We start from the raw sequence: 22,660 nt of genomic DNA, 5'->3' as shown, positions 1-22,660 counted from the left end.
CCAAAATTGCTTTTGAAAGGTGTTTTCACTTGCTAAAACTCTAATAATCAATTGATGCTCTGCACCACTTCTTTTTTTGCTTCTTTTTTGGAACCATCAAATCCTTGCACACCACCAACCGTGGTATATTTCATTACAAATCGCTTATCTGGATTGATAATTTGATAGGCAAACTGACACATTACAGCAGCCTCGTGAAAACCAGACAAAATCAATTTGAGTTTTCCAGGATAGGTATTTACATCACCAATGGCAAACACCCCTGGAATATTGGTCTGATAATCTTTTGCGTTGTTCACTTTGATGGCATTTTTTTCTATTTCCAAGCCCCAATCCCCGATAGGTCCCAATTTTGGTGACAATCCGAACAATGGAATGAAGAAATCGGTTTCCACATAGGCATCTTCTCTTGCTTCATCGTTATACTTAATAACAACGGCCTGTAGTTCGTCCTTACCGTGAATTTCCTTTACCTCGGCTTCGGTATATAATTGAATCTTGCCCAATTTGGCCAATTCCCTTGCTTTTTCCACAGAATCCAAAGCGCCTCGGAATTCATTTCTACGGTGCACCAAAGCTACTTCGGAAGCCACATCGGCCAAGAAAATGGCCCAATCCAATGCGGAATCACCTCCACCAGAAATCACCACTTTCTTATCACGGAATTGTTCTGGGTCTTTCACCATATACTCCACCCCTTTGCTTTCAAACAGGCCAATATTGGCAATCAAAGGCTTTCTAGGTTCAAAAGAGCCCAATCCACCTGCAATTACCACAACGGGGGCATGGTGTTTTGTTCCTTTACTAGTGGTGACTATAAATGAACCATCATCTTGTTTCTCCAAAGTTTCAGCACGTTCACCCAAGGTAAATCCGGGTTCAAACGGCTTGATTTGTTCCATAAGGTTGTCCACTAAAGTTCCGGCCAAAATCTCTGGGTAGGCCGGAATATCATAGATTGGTTTTTTAGGATAGATTTCGGAACATTGGCCTCCAGGTTGTGCCAAAGCATCAATTAAATGACATTTTAGCTTCAACAATCCTGCTTCAAACACAGTAAACAGACCTGTAGGTCCTGCTCCGATTATAACGATATCTGTTTTGATCATACTACTACTTTTTAATTTGTCTTGAAGGTCCCTTCGACTTCGCTCAGGGTCCTTAGAGCTGACATTTGTACTACACTTTTTCTTGCAATTTTTCTCCCTTAACTTGATATTCTTTTTGAATATCCAATATGTTTTGACGGTGTTTTACCACTTCTCCGATCACAATGATCGCTGGATTGGATAACTGCTGCTCCCTTGCCTTGTTCTCAATGGAAGCAACAGTGCCGATTCCAATCTTTTCCTGTTCCGTGGTGCCATTTTGAATAATGGCCACTGGTGTGTTTTCTTTTTCTTCTTTCTTGAATAACTCCATGATCTCTCCCAATTTGGACATGCCCATTAGGATGATGACGGTTGCATTGGACTTAGCGGCCAAGGCCACATCATTGGATAATTTATGCTCTTTGGTGGTTCCTGTGATCACCCAAAAGCTTTCAGCAGCACCTCTTTTGGTCACAGGAATGTTTTGGGATGCCGGTACGGAAACCGAAGATGAAATTCCTGGTACCACGGCCACTTCAATCCCGAATTGGGCAGCATGTTCCATTTCTTCAGCGCCCCGACCAAAAACAAATGGGTCTCCCCCTTTTAAGCGCACAATATGCAATCCTTGATGGGCGCGTTGCACAATCAAATCGTTGATTTGCTCTTGTTGATAGGCATAGCATCCTTTTCGCTTCCCCACAAATATTTGTTCCGCTTGTGATGCATATTCCAATAGCTCGGTGGATACCAATGCATCATACAATACAACATCTGCAGTTTGCAATGCTTTGATTCCTTTTAGCGTAATCAAATCTACATCCCCTGGTCCTGCACCCACTACCGTCAGCTTTCCTCTACGCATGTTCCAACTCCAATTTTCTGAATGCTTCCAATTTGTCCAACACCCTTTTGGCATCTTCCAAATAGCTTTTCGCAAAAGCTTCTGATGGTTCATTCTTGTTCAACTGAAGGGCAACTTGTTCAAACCCGCCCTCAAAGCCTATTTTATCTGTTTCCACATAAAGCTTATCAAAATCCTTGATAATGCTCGCATGGGTATTAACTTTTACTTTTTCTGCGGTCAACAATGCTTTGGCAGAATTTACTATGGATTGATAGGAGTAATAAATACTTGCCGCCCATTTTCCCTCTTTGATGGCTTCTTCGGCATTTTCAATCTTCTCTTGACTTTCAAAGAACAAGGTGGCCACAAGGTCCACAATTACTCCTGCACATTCCCCGACACCAATTTCCTTTACATATTTTTCCTCGTTGCCCCAGTCTATAAAATCTTCTTGGGTCAAGTTGTCCACATCTGTTAATGGCTTTAGAAAGTCGTAGAAATACAACTGTCCTTTTTCCTCGTAATAATCGGTGAATGATGCACCATTTCCGTTGGCTTCAAAGTCATCCAAAATAAGGCGTAAGGCTTGAGGGCCCCGTTTACTCGGAATCTTGGCCACTTTATCAGCGAATCTTGCTTTTCCATCACCATAGTTTCCGCCGCCTAATAAGACTTGCAGTGCGGGAGCCACCAATTTATCCTTAGTTCTTACGGACATTCCTTGGAACCCGATATGGGCCATATTATGCTGTCCGCAAGCATTCATACATCCACTAATCTTAATGACCACATCTGGATTTTTGATGTATTGTGGATATTCCGCCTTGATTACTTTTTCCAACTCATCAGCAATTCCCGTACTACTGGCAATACCCAAATTACAGGTGTCGGTTCCTGGACATGCAGTGATGTCCAATGCCTTATTGTAACCAGCTTCGCCAAAACCGAGTTTATTCAATTCTTGGTAAAAGAATGGAACCAATTCCTCTTTCACATAGGGAATCAATATATTCTGTCTGAGGGATAAACGAATCTCACCTGCTGCATAATCTTGAACCAATTTGGCCAATTCGCGTGCTTTGTCGGTGTAAAAATCACCCAATAACACTTTGATTCCGATGGCCACAAATCCTTCTTGCTTCTGAGGCACCAAGTTGGTGGATTTCCATTCCTCAAAAGCTTTTTGGTCCTCGATGGTAATTTCTGGTACTTTAACCTCAGCGACATTCACCTTTGGGTAATCAGCATAATTAATAGGATAGGTTTGGTGTGGAATTGCGGTTTGTTCGTCTTCCAACAATTGTTTGAAACCATCAAGGCCGATATCCTTCAACAAGAATTTCATACGGGCTTTTGCCCTACTTTTTCGCTCTCCATATCTATCAAACACACGGATAACTCCCTCCATTAATGGGATGATTTTATCAGTGGGCAAAAAGCTGTACAGTTCATCGGCGTGGCGTGGCTGTGAACCCAATCCACCGGCCAACATCACTTTAAAACCTCTTTCACCATCTTTTTCTTTGGCGATAAAACCAAGGTCGTGCATATAGGAAAGACCTGTATCGGTGTCACTGGCCGAGAAAGAAACCTTGAATTTTCTTCCCATTTCCTGACCGATAGGATTTCTCAAGAAATATTGAAACACGGCATGCGCATAAGGCGAAACATCGAAAGGTTCATCCACGTCAATACCAGCGGTTTCACTTGCGGTTACATTACGGACTGTATTTCCACAGGCTTCACGAAGCGTTACATCATCCTTTTCCAATTCGGCCCAAAGTTCAGGGGTACGCTCCAAGTCCACATAATGAATCTGAATATCTTGACGGGTTGTGATATGCAATCTACCACGAGAATATTCATCGGAAACATCGGCAATTCGAAGCAATTGTTTGCTGCTCACCTTACCATAAGGCAATTTGATACGAATCATTTGAACCCCAGGCTGTCGCTGTCCATAAACTCCACGTGCCAAACGTAGGCTGCGGAATTTTTCCTCATCGATATTACCATCCTTGAATTGGCGAATTTTTTTCTCCAATTCGATGATATCCTTCTCCACTATTGGGTTTTCTATCTCAGTTCTAAAGCTTTGCATATCCTATTTTTCCTATCTCTTTTATAGAGTTAAATCAATATAACCCCCCTTTCTTCCACTTGGGTAGAAGAAAAATTATTCTATAAATCCTACGCCTGCTGTTGTGTTGGTGCGACTGTCTATAATGATGAATGAGCCATTGGTACGATGTTCTTTGAAGCTATCATAAAAAATTGGCTTGTTCAGTTTTAAACGTACTTTGGCAATATCGTTCATTTGCAATGCGGTCACATTTTCTTCAATTCCAGAGTAATCTGGATGAATTTTATGTTCGATGGCATCTACTTTTGCCAACACTTTATTGACCCCATGTTGCACGACATATTTTCCGCCAGGGATTAAATTATCTGCATCCATCCATGAAACCGTTGCGGTCAATTGTTTGTCTACTGTTGGCAGATCATCAGCTTTGACCAACATATCTCCCCTGCTTACATTCACCTCATCTTCCAAAGTAATGGTTACCGAGGAACGTCTTGGTGCCGTTTTGTATTCTTGGTCGTAAAAATAAATGGCCTTTATTTTTGAACGTGTCATTGATGGCAATACCACCACTTCATCGCCAACGCTAAGTTCTCCTCCATAAACTTTACCCGCAAAGCCACGAAAATCATGGAATTCCTCCGTTTTTGGTCGGATTACATATTGTACCGGAAACCTTGGGGTCCCAATGTTATAAATATCCTTTTGGTCTAATTTCTCCAAGTGTTCCAATAAGGTTTGACCGTGGTACCAAGGTGTATTCTCGGATTGGTTAACCACATTATCCCCTTTCAATGCACTTACTGGAATAAAAGTGATATTCTGATCTTGATAATCCCTTTTCCCCATTAATTCGGAAAAATCGGCCTTAATCTTATTGTAGACTTCTTCTGAAAAATCAACCAAATCCATTTTGTTGATGGCCACAATCACATCTTTAATTCGCAATAAATTATTGATAAAAAAGTGTCTGTTGGTTTGCTCGATCACTCCTTTTCTGGCATCTATCAAAATAATAGCGGCCTGAGATGTTGAAGCACCCGTAACCATGTTTCTTGTATATTCCACGTGCCCGGGAGTATCGGCTATAATATAACTTTTGGTGGCAGTGGAAAAGTAGATATGGGCCACATCAATAGTGATACCCTGTTCTCTTTCAGCTACAAGTCCATCGGTTGCCAGCGAAAAATCAAGGTAATCGTACCCTTTTTGCTTACTGGTCCGTTCAATGGCCTCCAATTTATCGTCGGTCAATGATTTGGTGTCGTACAACAATCTTCCAATCAAGGTACTTTTACCGTCATCTACACTTCCTGCTGTTGCTATTTTTAAAACTTCCATTTTCTTCTTCCTATTAAAAGTAACCTTGTTGTTTACGTTTTTCCATTGCTGCCTCGGAACGCTTATCATCTATCCTAGCCCCTCTTTCCGAAATTTTTGAATCTCTGATTTCAGCAACCACCTTATCAATAGTATCTGCATGGGATTCCACAGCAGCCGTACAGCTCATATCGCCCACAGTTCTAAAACGAACCATTCGCTCTTCCACTTTTTCATCATCTGCTCTAAAAACCACATCATCCTCTGCAGACCAAATCAGTCCATCACGCAAAAAGATGTTTCTTCTATGGGCAAAATAAATGGATGGAATTTCAATATTTTCCTTTTGGATATAGCTCCAAACGTCCAACTCGGTCCAGTTACTAATTGGAAAAACGCGAACGTTCTGTCCCAACTCAATTTGACCGTTCAACATATCGAACAATTCAGGACGTTGATTTTTTTCATCCCACTGGCCAAAATCGTCACGAACAGAAAAAATTCGCTCCTTGGCTCTTGCTTTTTCCTCATCTCTTCTGGCGCCCCCGATACAAGCATCAAACTTAAATTCTTCAATGGCATCCAACAAGGTTGTGGTCTGCAACATATTTCTACTGGCGTATTTTCCAGTCTCCTCCACTACTTTACCTTGATCGATAGAATCCTGAACATTTCTCACAATCAATTCAACCCCAAGTTCTTCCACTAATTTATCCCTAAACTTTATGGTTTCTGGAAAGTTGTGACCTGTGTCGATATGCATTAATGGAAACGGAATTTTGGATGGCCAAAATGCTTTTTGCGCCAATCGCACCAAGGTGATGGAGTCCTTGCCTCCAGAGAACAACAACACAGGTCTTTCGAACTGCGCGGCCACTTCTCTAAATATATATATGGCTTCGTGCTCCAACGCGTTGGCATTGGGCCTATCTGCACTGTTTATTTTTGATTCTGAAATTTGTACCTCTTCTGTAAGTGTGCTCAAAATGCTTTCTTTTTATGAATTGGATTATTTAGGTATGCAAACCACATTCACGGTTTGCCAATACTTTTGTCGGGTCGAAATATTTATGCTCATTAGGCAGTCCATGTTCTTGCAAATACGCGTCCAATTGGGTATCACTCCAGTGATAAAATGGACTCACCTTTAAAACTCCATCTTTACTCAAACTCAACACATCTAGAGAATCCCTGAGTGCAGTTTGACCTTTACGAAGATTAGTAAACCACACATCGGGCTTATGCTCTTCCATAGCTCTTCTGAATGGCTCCAACTTTACCTGCTCTGTAAATATGGCATGCTTTGGGTCATCAATTTGCGGAATCCCCATTACAGCATCTCTATGGGATGATGTCTGTTTTGGAACATATAATTTAATGTTCAATGCCAATCTTGAAATCAATTCTTCAGCATGCTTGTACGTTTGAGGGGTGTTATAACCTGTATCGCACCAAATCACTGGAATAGTTTTATCCACTTCGGTCACAGCATGAAGAATAGCTACTTCATACGGACGAAAATTGGTGGTCACCACGGATTTGTTCCCATGTGAAATGGCCCATGAAATAATTTCCTCAGGCGGAATGCCCTTGAACTGCTTGTTTAAATTTTGTATTTCCTCTTGTGTCAATGCCATCGCTTCAACTATTATTTACCCCATTTTATGGAGTTCCAGATTCTTTCGTGAAAAAAATAAAGGACCATTTTGGTAACCAGTTCTACCAAACCAATTGAAAAAGCCAAGGATAAGGTTCCCGTCACTATCCAAGAGATCAAAATGGTATCAATGGTTCCGACAATTCTCCAACTGATCGACTTAACTATACTTCTTTTAGGGCTTTCGGAAGCACTATCTTTAGTATAAGTACTTTGTTCCTTTTCGCTTTTTAAAATCAATTGATCGGTAATCATTTTAATCTTTTTATTACCCTATCGATTTAGTAGGGTTTACAAACATATAAACTATTTCCAAAACCAAATACAAAATCTATACTAAATTTTCTTTTACCCTATAGTTTTAGTAGATTTTCTAAATTTCGAAGTGTTTTTTACCATATTCTCAACGGTAAAACTGAAAATGAAGCGGTTAGCTAGAGTAAATCTGCCAAAGTATTGTTTCGGTAAACATCAAGAGCGCTGTCCCGAACTTGCAGCATTAATTTATGTACGGAGCACTCTACCTCATCGGGACAATCATCGCATTTTTCGTAGAAATTCAGACTTACACATGGCACCATGGCGATGGGACCTTCCAAAACACGCATTACCGTGGTCATCGGAATATCTTTGGGTTCTTTGATAAGGTAATACCCTCCTCCTTTTCCTTTTTTGGAGCCTAGAAAACCATTGCGTCTAAGAGTGAGCAATATGCTTTCCAAAAACTTTTGGGATATGTTCTCTTGTTTCGCGATTTCGGCAATTTGAACAGGCTCCTTACCTTCCACTTTTGCGAGAAAGGTAAGCGCCTTAAGTCCGTATTTTGTCTTTTTGGAGAGCATTACACGAATATAGGCAAATTTAGTAATCTACCTCCTTAAACGAAACCTTTCAGTTTACCCTAAAGCTTGCTGAATATCCGCAATAATGTCATCAATGTGTTCCAGTCCAACGGAAACCCTTACCATACCATCAGAAATACCAACAGCTAGACGTTCCTCAGTGGTTAATTTGCTATGCGTTGTTGATGCAGGGTGGGTCACAATACTTCTAGCATCACCTAAGTTGGCCGAAAGCGATAGCAATTCGATACTGTCGAAAAATTTTCTACCTGCATCCAATCCTCCTTTTACTTCAAAAGCTACGACACAACCTCCTGCTTTCATTTGTTTCTTGGCAATCTCGTGCATAGGGTGTGATGTAAGGAACGGATATTTTACCCATTCAATTTTATCATGACCCTCCAAAAAGGTGGCCAATTTCAAAGCATTTTCACAATGTCGGTCTACACGAATGGCCAAAGTTTCCAAACTTCTAGATAACACCCATGCATTGAAAGGTGATAAGGCCGGCCCTGTAATTCTTGAGAATCGGTACACTTTATCCATCAACTCACCACTACCCACAGTAATTCCGGCTAAAACCCTACCTTGACCATCCATCAACTTGGTTCCGGAATGAATCACCAAATCAGCCCCAAACTTTATGGGTTGCTGCAGATAAGGTGTTGCAAAGCAGTTGTCAATGATAAAAATTAGTCCGTGTTTTTTGGCGATTTTCCCCAAAGCCTCCAAATCCAACACATCTACCCCTGGATTGGTTGGGGATTCAGCATAAATAATCTTGGTGTTGGGTTGGATCATGCTTTCAATGGAATCTAGGTCATCCACATCAAAATAACTGGTACTGATGTTCCACTTTGGAAAGAAGTTGGTGAACAATGTGTGTGTTGAACCAAAAATACTTTTGGAAGAAATCACGTGGTCACCAGCATCCAATAAAGCCGCTAAAGTTGAAAAAACAGCTGCCATTCCCGAAGCGTAGGCAAATCCATTTTCCGCTCCCTCCATTTTGCAAACCTTATCAATCAGTTCGTTGTTGTTGGGGTTGGAGTATCTTGAATAAATATTGCGCTCCTTTTCCTCGGCAAACGAAGCACGCATATCCTCCGCATCTTCAAAAACAAAGCTCGAAGTCATATAAATGGGGCTGGAATGCTCCAAATTCTGACTTCGCTCCATTTGCGTGCGTATCGCTTCTGTTTCAAATTTTTTCATCTTTATAACCTTTTATGTGGCTTCGACTCCGCTCAGCCACCAAACTAATCTAGAATCTGTAGCTGAGCGAAGTCGAAGCTATATCTTTTCTGCTATTCTTAAAATATCACCAAATACTCCTCTTGCAGTCACTGCGGCACCAGCCCCTGCACCTTGAATCACCAATGGATTTTCTCCATAGGATTCCGTATAAATTTCGATAATGGAATCCGAGCCTTTTATTTGTCCCAAAGCACTTTCCTTCGGAGCCGAAATCAATTTCACATCTAAAATCCCTTTATCTTGTTGAAGATCCCCATGCAAATCACCCACATAGCGTAGCACATGACCTGCTTCTTGCTTATTCTTGATTTCGGAATATTGCTCATCCATTTCATCAATTCGATTCATAAAATCATCGAATTGTAAAGGTTGAAGCTGCTCAGGAATCAAATTCTGCACATTAATATCCGAAAATTCATTTTGAAGGTCGAGCTCGCGGGCCAAAATCAACAATTTTCTTCCTACATCATTTCCAGATAGATCTTCTCTTGGGTCTGGTTCGGTATAACCGCTATCCATAGCCTCTTTTACAATGGTGGAAAAAGCGGTTTCCTTTTCCGAAAACGTATTGAAAATATAGCTCAACGAACCTGAAAATACTCCTTTGATTCGAGTGATATTCTCTCCAGACAGGTGCAATAATTTGATGGTATCAATCAATGGAAGCCCTGCCCCAACATTGGTTTCGTACAAGTATTGTTTTTGATTCGCATCCAAACATTTACGCAGGCTTTTATAGGTATCAAAACTCAACGTATTGGCAATTTTGTTGGAAGAAACCAAGTCAAAACCATGTTTCACCAAAGGTTCATAGTTCTCCACAAACGTATTGCTTGCCGTGTTATCCACCGCAATCAAGTTTTCCAAATGATTCCTTTTGGCAAAGGAAATAATATCTGACACCTCATAAGGCACTCCCTCCTTTTCCAATCTGGATTTCCAGTCCGAACCTATTCCTTTGGCATCCAACAAAACCTTTCTAGAATTGGAAACTGAAAAAATACGCAAGTCTAGACTTTTACGTTCTTCAATGCTTTTTTCTGAATTCAAGATTTGATCAATCAAAGTACCTCCCACCGTTCCGTGACCGAATAGGGCTAAATTGATTTTCTTGGCGATACCGAAAATTTGTCCATGAATCACATTGATGGATTTATGAAGATCGGATTTCTTCACCACCATACTCACATTCTTTCCCGTTACCGTGTTATTGAACAACAACGGAATCACCTGGTTTTTCACCAAAGCGTTGAATGGTTTGTGGAAGCTGCTCAAGTCCATCCCAACAATGGAAATCACCGAAACATCTTTTACCACGGTTATCTGGTTGATATCTTGGCTAGAATAATCCGTTTCAAATTCTTGATCGAGCACTTTTTTGGCCTTTTCGGCTTTGGACTCATCCACCACCAAACCAATTCCTCGCTCGGATGAACCCTGCGAAATAATCCCAACACTGATGCCATTCTGACCCAATGCACGGAAAATGCGCATGTCGACCCCAACTTTACCGAGTAATCCTCTACCTTCAAGGTTAATTAGGGCCATGTTATCCAGCACCGAAAGGGATTTGATACCCCCATTATCTGTTTTAGGCCCAATTAAAGTTCCCTCATTATCGTCGTTGAACGTATTGCAAATGCGCAAGGGAATATTTTTCTCGATTAGAGGAATAATGGTCTTCGCGTGCAAAATGTTGGCGCCGAAATTGGCCAACTCATTGGCTTCGCTGTATGAAATCACATCAATCAGCTTGGCATCACTCACCAAATCAGGATTGGCGGTGAAAATTCCATCTACGTGAGTGTAATTGATCAATTCTGATGCATCCAAATAGTTGGCCAACAAAGCAGCAGAATAGTTACTTCCGTTCCTTCCCAAAGTGGTGGTGGAACCATCACGGTTTGAACCGATAAAACCAGTAACTACGGGAATGGTATCCGCTTCCAATTCATGGAAATAGCGCAAAACGTTTTCTTTGGATGCGCCTTGGTCCACTTCGGCATTGCTATAATTATCGTCTGTGGTGATCAATTTTCTGGAATCAAAAAGCTTTGCTTTTAAACCAGAGGCTTTGAGTGAGGCCGTTACATATTTGGCAGACAACAACTCCCCAAAAGACAACATTTCATCCTTGGTTTTTAAACTGTAATCCCCTGTTAAGGAAACCCCGTTCAATATTTTTTCGATGGCATTGAGCTCCTCGGAAATGTCAACGTCAAAATTATTTTTTTGATAGGCAGCGAACTTCTTTAAGTCTTCTTGAAAATCCTTGCCGTCAGCAGCTTTGTCCAACAAATTTTCCAACTGATCGGTCGCCTTGCCCCTAGCCGAAACCACAACGGCAAAATGTTCGTTGGCCTCAGCTCTTTTTGAAATGATGTTGAGTACTCTTTCAATACCCACACCATTGGCCAAAGATTTACCTCCAAACTTCAATATTTTAATGCGTTCCTTTTTCCCTTCAGGCTGAAATACGGGCTGCAACAATTTTTCCAACTGCTCAAATTCCATCAAAAAGGCATCGTGACCATGTAATGACTGAACTTCTCCGTAAGTTACATTGGCATTGGCTTGAGCCAATCGCTTAAAGGTTTCCTTGTTTTCTTCCGCTGTAAAGAACAAATCGGAGTTTACCCCAATGATATGGATTTTCATCTCACTTTCTTGAAGTGCTTTGAATGCTGCATCCCCATTTCGGGTAATATCGATGGACTTTAATAATTGGTTCATCAACTTATAGGCCGACAACTGGAAACGCTCTTGTAATTTTTTACCATGGTGCATCAACCAACTTTCCACATTGAACACTTTCAATTCCTCGTTGGTGCTACGTTTGAAACGCTCTTTGAAAGACTCAGGCGTACGATAACACAACATGGCATGCATTCGGGCATCGTGAACAGGTTGTTTTGAATTCACCAAAAACTGCTCTTGTATCTGACAGTTGGCAATCAACCAATCTGTAGACTTCCAATCGGATGCCACAGGAATCAAATGTTCGGTTATATTTGGGTTGAAAGCGGTCATTTCCCAAGCTATTCCGCCTCCGAGAGAGCCACCGATAATGGCAAACAACTTATCTATTTGAAGTTGCTTTAATCCCAATAAAAAGATTTTGGCGATATCACCAGCCACAAAATCCTTGTAATTTTCTATTACAAAACCATCATACCCATTCCCTGGGATATTAAAGGAAAGTACGGTGTATGTATCGGTGTCAATACATTTCCCCTCACCAATCAAATCGGTCCACCAACCGCCTTCGCCTGCCACATTGGAGTTTCCCGTTAGTGCATGGTTCACCAACACAATGGGAGCCGAATGCAAGGGTTGTCCAAAAATTTCATAGGAAAGTTTCAGGTCTTGAACGGACCCGTTTATTGTTTCAAATTGTTCTATGGCCAAATGCCTTAATTCCATAATAGCAATATAAACCCAAAAGGGTCAATTAGTAATAAATAGTATGGTTATAAGAAAGTGGGGCAGAGACTACCTGTTTTCGTTATCTATTCCCCTCATGTTCGGTTTTGGCCGTTATGAGGTCCTGAAACCAGTTCAGGACAGGGATAGAATGTAGCACCTTCTTGGTCTATGGACACCAAGGGTTGCTAAGGCTTCAACGGGTCTATTCCCTCCACCTTTCTTGATAACTTACAATACGTGTTTGAACTTCGTTGGGACAAAGATACTGATGGAAAGATGGATTTTCCTAATCTTTTCGGATTTTTTCACGAAAGGCAACCTTTGCCCCAAGGTTCAACAACAAAATTCTATTTCAACACCGTAAACTCAATATTGGAATCGGTGAAAACGGTATGGGTCTGGGTTTTAAAGTCTGATTCATCCGCCTTAAAGATGTTGTCCACATAGGTTTGTGGGTTTAAGTCAATAAGTGGGAACCAAGTACTTTGCACCTGAATCTGCAATTTGTGTCCTTTTTTAATGGTATGGAACACATCTTGAAGCTTGATGTTTACATCTGTTTTTTCATTGGGTGTGAACGGTTCAGGGTCGGAAAAACTATTTCTGAAACGACCACGAAGCACTTCACTTCGTACCATTAAATGGTAGTTGCTCATTTTGAGGTGATCTTGCATTTCTTCATTGGTTTCCGCATCGGCTGGGTGCACATCAATCACCTTAACAATCCAATCGGCTGCAGTACCCGTAGTGGCTACTTTTAAATGCGCCATAATATCTCCCGCCAAGGTAAAATCCTCATCCATCACCTCAGTTTCAAAAACCAAAACATCGGAACGACGGGCGGCAAAACGCTGATCATCCGTCATGTATTTTCTTGGGGTGAAAACCGTTTTTACATCCTCGGAATAAGGCACTGGCTTCTTTATATCACTTATAAATTGAATTCCGCTCACTCCCTTTGGGTCAGTGGTGAGTTCTTGATCTTCGGAAAGGTACATGGTCTGCTTTGCGGCATTTGCAGGAGGCCAGGTATCGTAGGTTTTCCATTCCTTTTTACCGGTATCAAACACATAGGCTTCTGGCAAACCAGAATTTGGACTTCCATCTCCTTTTAAAAAGTGATTGAAGAATTTGGTCTCGATATCTTTCTGGAAAAACAACGAAATGGAATCGCCGAAATAGTAGTTGCCCACTACATTTCTCTCGCGGTCTCTAGCCCAACCTCCGTGGTCCCAAGGTCCAAACACCATGGTATTATAATTGCCTTCGTTGTATTTTTCAATGTTTTTATAGGTTTCCAATGGGCCGTATAGGTCTTCGGCATCAAACCAACCGCCAACGATCATGGTTGCCACGCTGCTCTTTACATTTTTCAAATGCTGAATCAGTCCGCGACTCTGCCACATTTCGTCATAATTTGGGTGTTCTTTCAGCTCATTCCAGAAATAATCATCGGTCACGCCTTCTGGACGCATTTTAGGCGTATCGGCAGTTTCGTATTCAAAAAAGTGATCTAGATTTTTCAATGGGCCAGCATCCAAGAAGTATTGGTACTGGTCTTCGGTGGGCAGACTTGGCAAGGTGTACCAAGCGGTGTCCACTGGTTGATCACCATTGGGCCTCGGAGTTCCAAAAAGTGAAGTTGCCCTAAAATAACTTAACAAATAGGCTCCGTTGTGGTGGAAATCATCAAAAAAGAAATCTCCGATACAGGCCTGTGGTGAAGCTGCTTTTAAAGCAGGGTGCGCATCCACCGTAGCATATGTGGCATAATGCCCCGGGTAGGAAATCCCCCAAATTCCCACATTGCCGTTATTATTTTCAACATTGTTCACCAACCACTCTATGGTGTCGTAGGTGTCGGAACTTTCATCTACTTGATCATTGGAAGTTTTATTGGGAATATAGGCTCGCATGTTTACGTAATGCCCTTCACTCAGCCATCTTCCCCGTACATCTTGATACACAAAAATATTTCCTTCCTTCATCAAATGCTCATTGGGACCAATTTTAGGTCTAAAATTTCCCTCGCCATAGGGTTGGGAACTGTAAGGGGTACGCTGCATAATAATGGGATACTCCTTTGAGGTATCTTTTGGGGAATAAATGGTGGTATGCAAGGTAATTCCATCCCGCATTTCAATATCCACTTCTTTTTTAGTGTAGTTTTCGGCCACATAGTTTTCTGTTTGGCCAATTTCTACGGTTCCTTTTTTCTTGCAGCTCACCACTGCAATGAATAAACCAATACTTAAGAATAGAATTTTGAAATTGAGTTTCATGTTGAGTTAGTTTTTGAGCTTCTAAAGCTACTAAAGAATGTAAAGGGAGGCAATAAAAAAAGGAGCCCGTTTTGGACTCCCTTTTCATTCTATATTGTTTATGGATTACAAGCCAAAAGCCTCTTTCACCTTGTCCACCATGTCCAGTTTCTCCCATGTAAAGAGTTCCACTTCTTTTTCAATTCTCCCGTTATAAGGTGATTCAAAAACTTTGGTCAATATTTCTGGTTGCTTGCCCATGTGTCCATAAGCAGCTGTTTCCAAATAAATGGGGTTGCGCAATTTTAGGCGTTCCTCTATGGCAAAAGGTCTCATATCGAACAATTCCGATGTCTTTTTAGCGATTTCACCATCACTTAATCCAAGCTTGGAAGTTCCATAGGTTTCCACAAAAATAGAGGTTGGTTCCACCACTCCAATGGCATAACTTACTTGCACCAAAATTTCATCGGCAACTCCTGCTGCCACCAAGTTTTTAGCAGCATGACGCGCAGCATAAGCGGCACTTCTATCCACCTTACTCGGGTCTTTCCCACTGAAGGCACCACCACCGTGGGCCCCTTTGCCCCCATAAGTGTCCACAATAATTTTTCTGCCGGTAAGACCAGCATCACCGTGCGGACCACCAATTACAAACTTCCCTGTTGGGTTAATGTGATATTTAATATGGTCAGTGAACAATTTTTGAATACTCTCAGGCAACAACTTTTGCACTTCAGGAATCAAAATAGTAATGATATCCTCTTTGATCTTGGCCAACATCACCTCATCCGCATCAAACTCATCGTGCTGAGTCGAAACCACAATAGTATCAATACGCTGTGGCACATTATCATCCGAATATTCAATGGTTACCTGCGCTTTTGCATCAGGTCTCAAATATGGAATTCTGGTTCCTTCCCTTCTCAATTCCGCCAACACCTGAAGAATCTTATGGGAAATATCCAATGCCAAAGGCATGTAGTTATCAGTTTCCTTCGTGGCGTAACCGAACATCATTCCTTGGTCCCCTGCGCCCTGCTCCTCTTTGCTGCCTCGGTCCACCCCTTGGTTAATATCTTGGGATTGTTCGTGAATCAGAGAGATCACACCACAAGAATCGCCACTAAATTGATATTCCCCTTTGGTATAGCCAATTTTATTGATCACCTCACGGGCAATGCTTTGCAAATCCACATAGGTGTGGCTTTTTACCTCCCCTGCAAGCACAACCTGTCCTGTAGTCACCAACGTTTCACAGGCCACCTTACTTTCAGGGTCAAAGGCCAAAAAATTATCCAACAATGCATCACTTATCTGATCCGCAATCTTATCTGGATGTCCTTCGCTAACGGATTCTGATGTAAATAAATATGACATTACGTTTAATTAATGGGAAATCTTGACTTAGAAATGCAACCGAAGCTCTCAATCATTGATGAAGAGGAGTCAAACCACCATGGGTTTGAACTGCTTTAGCATTTTTCTTGTGCCCTCTTTCTGGCATCTGAGGTTGCAATCAGTCAAATCTTTCCTCGTTTTGAAGGGCAAAAGTACGTATTTGCCACATATTTTAAAACTTTGTCTGGGATGCTTTTTAATAAAGGCTATTTAACCAGTTTTTTTTCGTCTACTGGATATACTTTGTATATTGCGGCGATTAGAATTTCCCTGATCATAAACACCAACTTTTAAACACTCACACCCTATGCATATTGCTGTAGCAGGAAACATTGGCGCTGGCAAAACCACCCTCACCAACCTTTTGGCCAAACATTACAAGTGGGATGCCCATTTTGAGGATGTGGTAGACAATCCTTATTTGGATGATTTTTATACCCAAATGGAACGTTGGAGTTTTAACCTTCAGATTTATTTTTTGAACAGTAGGTACCGCCAAATCCTAAAAATTAGGGAAAGTGGAAAAAGTGTGATTCAAGATCGTACCATTTACGAGGATGCACACATTTTTGCACCCAACTTACATGCGATGGGTTTGATGACCAACCGCGATTTTGAAAACTATAAAAGTCTTTTTGAGTTGATGGAAAGTTTGGTGCAACCACCCGATTTATTGATCTATTTAAGAAGCACTATTCCCAATTTGGTGAGTCAGATTCACAAGCGTGGTCGGGAATATGAAAATTCAATATCCATTGATTACCTCAGCCGTTTGAACGAACGCTACGAAGCCTGGGTGAACACCTACTCAAAAGGAAAGCTTATTATTTTTGATGTGGACAATTTAGATTTTGTGGACAATCCTGAAGATTTGGGTGAGGTGATCAACCGAATCGATGGTGAGATTCACGGATTGTTTGAATAGTTTCCACACCTAAATTTTCCATTTTCTTTTTTTTCATTCCCCTTTTGGGTGAAAAAATATTGGGTATATTTAATGGTATTTGCATTTTCAAATAACCAAAAAGCACAACCATGACCACTAAACATCCAATCTCATTTAAAATATTTTTCATTGCCTTGTTCCTGCAAGTTTTTACCTATGCGCAGGAGCTTGCCAAAGTACCCGCCGAACAAGTGGGCATGTCATCAGAACGCCTTGAGTATTTGACCAAAACTTTTCAAGAGTATGTTGACCAGAACAGATTGCCTGGTGCATCCATTTTGGTAGCCCGAAAAGGCAAGATTGCTTATTTCGAAACTTTTGGGAATAACGACATTGAAAATAATATTCCTATGTCCGAGGGTTCTATGTTTCGGATTGCATCCCAGACCAAAGCCATTGTGAGTGTTGGGATAATGATACTTCAAGAACGAGGTCAATTATTGATTAGTGACCCCGTAGGAAAATTTATGCCCGCATTTCAAAAAACCAAAGTAGCTGTTCGCAAAGATGATGGCGGTTACGACATTGTTGATGCAGAGAGACCTATTACCGTTCGTGATTTGCTCACCCACACTTCGGGGGTTTCCTATGGCAGTGGTATTTCGGCAGATTTATGGAAAAAAGCAGGGATTCAAGGATGGTATTTTGCGGATCGCGAAGAACCCATCCAAGCGACCATCAATCGAATGGGTGACCTCCCTTTTGAAGCGCAGCCTGGTGAAAAATTTGAATACGGCTACAATACCGATATTCTTGGAGCCCTAATTGAAGTGGTCTCTGGAGAAACTTTGGATGTTTTTCTAAAGAAAAATATTCTAGACCCACTGGGCATGAACGACACCCATTTTTATCTTCCAAAAGTAAAAAGAGAGCGATTGGCGGTGGTATATTCTCCCACTGAAAACGGTTTGGAGCCAGCGCCAACTCCAGGAGGTATGGTAGGACAAGGCGCCTATGTGGATGGTCCAAGAACAAGTTTTTCGGGTGGTGCCGGACTTTTGAGCACATCGATGGATTATGCCAAATTCCTTCAAATGATGTTGAACAAGGGAGTTTTTAACGGAAATCGTATCCTTTCCCGAAAATCCGTGGAATTGATGACCGTAAGCCATTTGGGCAAGGCACAATTTCCATGGGCCGGTGGCACTGGTTTTGGTTTGGGCTTTTCCGTCGTAGAGGATTTAGGGGATAGAGGCTCCTTGGGTTCCGTTGGTGAGTATGGCTGGGGTGGCGCTTATCATTCCTCGTATTGGGTAGACCCCAAAGAACAAATGATTGTGGTCTATTTTACGCAATTGATTCCCTCTGGAGCTATTGATGACCACGGAAAATTGCGCGCTTTGATCTATCAAGCCATTGTGGATTAAAAAATAATTCCCGTTCACTCATTCAAGAGGTTCGTTCCCTCATTGGCGCTTTATTTCGGTTGTTTTTGAAACTAGTTTAGGATTGGGATTCGCCCATCACTATTAACTATGCCTTTTATAGGCTCAAAAACTTTGATATTATGAGACCGAAAAAGAACCCACAGTTGGACTTGAGAAAAAACAGCTTGCTGTATTTTATGGTTGGAATGACCGTTATTTTATTGCTGACCTTTTTGGCACTTGAATGGAAAACTTTCGACCCAAAATCGGATTGGGATGTTGGTGTATTGGACCCAAACCTATTGCCCGATGAAGAGGTGCCGATGACCTTTCAAAAACTTCCTGAACCACCCAAACCTAAAATTCAAACCCCTCCAAAAATTGAAATTGCGGAAGATGATGAAAAAGTAGAAGAAACTTTTATTGAATCCAACGACATTGACCAAGATACCCCAGTGGCTGAAGTTGACGACATTAAAGTTGTAGAAGAAGAAATCGATGAAGAAATACCCATAATTTTAGTGGAAAACGCCCCTATTTTTCCGGGTTGCGAAGGAGAAACCACAGAAGAAGGAAAACGGCAATGTTTTCAAGAGATGATGAAAAAACATATCCGTAAAAACTTTAGATACCCTGAAATGGCTCAAGAAATGGGATTACAAGGCAGGGTTGACATAAGATTCACAATTGAGAAAAACGGCGAAATTGGAAATATTAAGTTTCGAGGGCCACATGAAACTTTAGAAAATGAAGCAACTCGAATAATTTCCAAATTACCTTCGATGACCCCAGGTAAACAAGGTGGGAAAAAAGTAAAGGTTACTTATACCCTTCCTATTACTTTTAAATTGAATTAAATAGATATCTCAACTACGCTCGATATGACAAATCATCATCAATATGTAAGGAAAGGATAGATTTCTCACACTCCCAAGGTCGGTTCAAAATGACAATATCCACCCTTTGTCATTTCGGTATGAGGACTGTAAGGACGATTGAGAAATCTCTTTTCTCAAAATGTCCAAAATAAAAAAACCACGCCATTCGGCGTGGTTTTTCCAGCTTTATTAAAGCGCGAGCTAATCCTTTGCCTCGGCACTCTTATATTCTTGAATCTTTTTTTCCAATTCTTCTTTGGTTGCAGCGGTAAACTCTTCCGTTTCTTCCACCAACTCACCATTATTCTCTATACTGGTGGTCACAATGGCTTTAAATGCCCCGTCTTCGGTATTGCTCACCTCTACATGGATTAACTTTTCAACCGCTTTGGTTTCCATCATTCCATGATCTGTGACTGTTATCACGGTGCCATCTTCTTTGGTGATGGAAACTTCATCCGCAGGGGCCAAACTCACTAAACTTGGTGCAATGACCAACGCCACAACAGACATCAATTTAAGCAAAATATTTAAAGAAGGACCCGAAGTATCCTTAAAAGGATCACCAACGGTATCACCAACTACGGCAGCTTTGTGTGCATCACTACCTTTTCTTCCCTCACTTTCGATGGTTTTCTTGGCATTGTCCCATGCTCCACCGGCGTTGGATTGGAAAATTGCCATAAGTACACCAGCGGTTGTTACTCCTGCCAAAAGACCTCCCAACATTTCTGCACCTCCAATAAAACCAACTGCTACGGGAACTGCGATGGCCAACAATCCTGGTAAAACCATTTCTTTGATGGAAGCTTGAGTGGATATTTCCACACATTTGTCATATTCGGCCAAGCCATCGGCTGCCTCAAATATTTCCATATCTTCTTTAGAAGCTTTTGAAAGGTCTGAATCGTATTTTCTCATCACTTCCAAAGCGGCTTTTAACTGTGGAATATCTTTGAACTGGCGCCGTACTTCCTCAATCATGGACATGGCAGCCCTACCTACGGCATTCATGGAAAGCGCTGAAAATACAAAAGGCAGCATCCCTCCTACCAATAATCCCGCCATAATATCAGGCTGAGATACATCGATGGATTTTACTCCTGCTGTTTTCATAAAAGCTGCGAACAAAGCCAAAGCGGTCAAAGCAGCAGAGGCAATGGCGAATCCTTTTCCAATGGCTGCGGTTGTGTTCCCCACAGCATCCAATTTATCGGTTCTTTCACGAACTTCGCTTGGCAACTCGGCCATTTCAGCGATACCTCCTGCATTATCGGATATGGGTCCGTAAGCATCAACTGCCAATTGGATACCTGTATTGGCCAACATTCCTACAGCTGCGATTGCAATACCATATAATCCGGCAAAATAGTGCGATACCAATATGGCGGCAGCAATCAAAATGATCGGAATAGCCGTAGACATCATTCCAACACCCAATCCTGCAATAATATTGGTGGCGGCTCCGGTATCGGACTGTCGAACAATAGAATTTACCGGTTTTGTTCCAGTTCCTGTATAATATTCGGTAACCTTACCTACCAATAGTCCTGCAACCAGACCTGCAATGGTTGCCCAAAATACACCCATGGAAGTGAATTCTTTTCCACCTTCCATCCACGATTCAGGCAACATGGCGTCAATTATAAAATAGGAAGCGACCAACATTAAAGCCGCTGATCCAAACTCTCCTATATTCAATGCGGTTTGTGGGTTTCCGCCATCTTTTACCTTAACAAAAAAGGTGCCAATAATGGACATAATAATTCCTACTGCGGCCAAAGCCAAAGGCAAGTATACTGCTCCCAACCCATCGTAAGCCGATTGAAATTCTGGCAATGAGGCAAAAACAGCTCCTAATACCATAGTACCGATAATGGAACCTACATAAGATTCAAAAAGGTCAGCTCCCATTCCGGCAACATCCCCAACATTATCTCCAACATTATCTGCTATGGTTGCTGGGTTTAAGGGGTGATCTTCTGGAATCCCTGCCTCCACTTTTCCCACAAGGTCGGCACCTACGTCCGCTGCTTTGGTGTAAATTCCACCACCAACACGGGCGAAAAGTGCTATGGACGAGGCTCCTAATGAAAATCCGGAAAGTACGTTCAATACTTCGGCAAGTTCCCATCCTTGACCACTATAGATCATAAAAAGCCCACTCAATCCTAAAACACCAAGACCTACCACACCAAGCCCCATCACCGCTCCACCGGCGAAGGCCACTTCCAAGGCTTTTCCCAAAGAGGTTCTAGCTGCGTTGGTAGTCCTTACATTGGCTTTGGTGGCGACTTTCATTCCAATAAAACCTGCTAGGGCCGAACAAATGGCGCCAACGATAAAGGATACGGCCACCATACCATTCGAACCTGTTTCATTGCTTCCTTTAAAGTATAGTAATACGGCTACGGCCACCACAAAAATGCTCAGTATTTTATATTCTGCCTTTAAGAATGACATTGCGCCATCGGCAATGTTCTTGGCTATTCTCGCCATTTTTTCGTCTCCGACCTCTTGTTTGGAGATCCATATATTTTTAATGAATACATAGAGTAGGGCCAAGACGCCGAAAATGGGCAAAAATTTCACGATTAATTCCATAGATTGAGTTGTTTAGTATTTTACAATGGCAGCTAATGTAGTAAAATACGAAGTAATAAAAAAAATGCGCCTTTAATTAATAAAAGCGCATTTTTTTAATGTTATTATTGTGTAATCTATATGGTAAAGGTGCGTTTCTTTTTGTGGTCACTTTCATCGTAACGCTTAAGGCACTCTTCGTAGATTTTAATGGCTTCCTGAACATCTCCCCAACCACCGGTATCTACTTTCTTCTCTTCCAAATCTTTATACACTTGAAAGAAGTGTTCTATCTCTTTTAAACGGTGCGGGTTCAATTCGCTGATATCATCCCTTTTGCTCCAAATCGGGTCAGAAACGGGCACACATATCAATTTTTCATCGGGTCCTTTCTCATCGGTCATATGAAACACCCCTACCGGCTTTACTTCAATAACCACCATCGGGTAGGTGGGTTCGGTACTTAATACCAGAACATCCAACGGGTCTCCATCCAACGCTAATGTCTCTGGAATAAAACCATAATCTCCAGGATACATCATGGATGAAAAAAGCGTTCTGTCAAATCTAATCTTGTTTAGGGTAAAGTCGTATTCGTACTTATTTCGGCTACCTTTTGGAATTTCTACCAGTACATCGAAGGTAATACTTGGTTTTTTAGACATTATAGAGATTTAAATTTTGTTGCAAAAATAACTAGT

The 22,660-nt window shown here is 41.5% G+C and carries 17 protein-coding genes and 1 riboswitch; of the genes, 3 read left to right on the top strand and 14 right to left on the bottom strand.

Annotation, left to right across the window (positions count from 1 at the left end; translation table 11 throughout):
• Nucleotides 1-47: 47 nt before the first annotated feature.
• The 12 genes from ABT310_RS09410 to metK all read right to left on the bottom strand — a co-directional run bounded on the left by ABT310_RS09410 (nt 48) and on the right by metK (nt 16,164).
• On the bottom strand, nt 48-1,109 hold the full coding sequence (locus tag ABT310_RS09410) for an NAD(P)/FAD-dependent oxidoreductase (protein WP_375323650.1): 1,062 nt from the start codon (nt 1,107-1,109) through the stop codon (nt 48-50).
• Nucleotides 1,110-1,179: 70 nt separating this feature from the next.
• Entirely contained in the window at nt 1,180-1,956 is a 777-nt protein-coding gene (gene cobA, locus ABT310_RS09405; protein ID WP_375323649.1) for a uroporphyrinogen-III C-methyltransferase, read from the bottom strand.
• Nucleotides 1,949-4,039, bottom strand: coding sequence for a HEPN domain-containing protein (locus ABT310_RS09400; RefSeq protein ID WP_375323648.1), 2,091 nt, complete (start codon nt 4,037-4,039; stop codon nt 1,949-1,951). The genes cobA and ABT310_RS09400 overlap by 8 nt, the downstream gene beginning before the upstream one ends.
• A gap of 75 nt (nt 4,040-4,114) precedes the next feature.
• The gene (locus ABT310_RS09395; RefSeq protein WP_375323647.1) at nt 4,115-5,362 is read right to left on the bottom strand and encodes a sulfate adenylyltransferase subunit 1; all 1,248 of its coding nucleotides are present in this window, start codon (nt 5,360-5,362) and stop codon (nt 4,115-4,117) included.
• A gap of 13 nt (nt 5,363-5,375) precedes the next feature.
• Nucleotides 5,376-6,284: a sulfate adenylyltransferase subunit CysD gene (cysD, locus tag ABT310_RS09390; RefSeq protein WP_375326168.1), complete on the bottom strand. Its 909-nt coding sequence runs from the start codon at nt 6,282-6,284 to the stop codon at nt 5,376-5,378.
• Between the two features lie 70 nt (nt 6,285-6,354).
• Nucleotides 6,355-6,978: a phosphoadenosine phosphosulfate reductase family protein gene (locus ABT310_RS09385; protein ID WP_375323646.1), complete on the bottom strand. Its 624-nt coding sequence runs from the start codon at nt 6,976-6,978 to the stop codon at nt 6,355-6,357.
• A gap of 11 nt (nt 6,979-6,989) precedes the next feature.
• Entirely contained in the window at nt 6,990-7,253 is a 264-nt protein-coding gene (locus ABT310_RS09380; RefSeq protein ID WP_375323645.1) for a DUF2061 domain-containing protein, read from the bottom strand.
• A 179-nt stretch (nt 7,254-7,432) separates the two neighbouring features.
• A complete protein-coding gene (locus ABT310_RS09375) occupies nt 7,433-7,840 on the bottom strand; it encodes an RrF2 family transcriptional regulator (protein ID WP_375323644.1) in 408 nt (135 codons plus the stop codon).
• A gap of 54 nt (nt 7,841-7,894) precedes the next feature.
• On the bottom strand, nt 7,895-9,055 hold the full coding sequence (locus ABT310_RS09370; protein WP_375323643.1) for a trans-sulfuration enzyme family protein: 1,161 nt from the start codon (nt 9,053-9,055) through the stop codon (nt 7,895-7,897).
• Between the two features lie 78 nt (nt 9,056-9,133).
• Nucleotides 9,134-12,520, bottom strand: a complete 3,387-nt coding sequence (gene thrA / locus ABT310_RS09365; RefSeq protein WP_375323642.1) for a bifunctional aspartate kinase/homoserine dehydrogenase I — start codon at nt 12,518-12,520, stop codon at nt 9,134-9,136.
• Between the two features lie 111 nt (nt 12,521-12,631).
• Nucleotides 12,632-12,753, bottom strand: a riboswitch (SAM riboswitch).
• A gap of 117 nt (nt 12,754-12,870) precedes the next feature.
• The gene (locus ABT310_RS09360) at nt 12,871-14,805 is read right to left on the bottom strand and encodes a CocE/NonD family hydrolase (RefSeq protein WP_375323641.1); all 1,935 of its coding nucleotides are present in this window, start codon (nt 14,803-14,805) and stop codon (nt 12,871-12,873) included.
• Between the two features lie 105 nt (nt 14,806-14,910).
• Nucleotides 14,911-16,164 (bottom strand): methionine adenosyltransferase, encoded by a 1,254-nt coding sequence (gene metK, locus ABT310_RS09355; protein WP_375323640.1) that lies wholly within the window; start codon nt 16,162-16,164, stop codon nt 14,911-14,913.
• A gap of 328 nt (nt 16,165-16,492) precedes the next feature.
• On the opposite strand from metK, the gene ABT310_RS09350 reads away from it, so the two are divergent.
• The 3 genes from ABT310_RS09350 (at nt 16,493) to ABT310_RS09340 (ending at nt 19,355) form a co-directional block, all read left to right on the top strand.
• Entirely contained in the window at nt 16,493-17,110 is a 618-nt protein-coding gene (locus ABT310_RS09350) for a deoxynucleoside kinase (RefSeq protein ID WP_375323639.1), read from the top strand.
• 110 nt (nt 17,111-17,220) lie between these two features.
• Nucleotides 17,221-18,498: a serine hydrolase domain-containing protein gene (locus tag ABT310_RS09345; RefSeq protein WP_375323638.1), complete on the top strand. Its 1,278-nt coding sequence runs from the start codon at nt 17,221-17,223 to the stop codon at nt 18,496-18,498.
• A gap of 140 nt (nt 18,499-18,638) precedes the next feature.
• A complete protein-coding gene (locus ABT310_RS09340; protein ID WP_375323637.1) occupies nt 18,639-19,355 on the top strand; it encodes an energy transducer TonB in 717 nt (238 codons plus the stop codon).
• A 222-nt stretch (nt 19,356-19,577) separates the two neighbouring features.
• Here ABT310_RS09340 and ABT310_RS09335 read toward each other — a convergent pair whose 3' ends face one another.
• Nucleotides 19,578-21,980, bottom strand: coding sequence for a sodium-translocating pyrophosphatase (locus ABT310_RS09335; protein ID WP_375323636.1), 2,403 nt, complete (start codon nt 21,978-21,980; stop codon nt 19,578-19,580).
• 116 nt (nt 21,981-22,096) lie between these two features.
• A complete protein-coding gene (locus tag ABT310_RS09330; RefSeq protein WP_375323635.1) occupies nt 22,097-22,624 on the bottom strand; it encodes an inorganic diphosphatase in 528 nt (175 codons plus the stop codon).
• Between the last annotated feature and the right edge of the window lie 36 nt (nt 22,625-22,660).

Source organism: Flagellimonas cixiensis (genome assembly GCF_042134615.1).
GTDB lineage: Bacteria > Bacteroidota > Bacteroidia > Flavobacteriales > Flavobacteriaceae > Flagellimonas > Flagellimonas cixiensis.
This window is presented reverse-complemented; position numbering and strand designations above follow the sequence as displayed.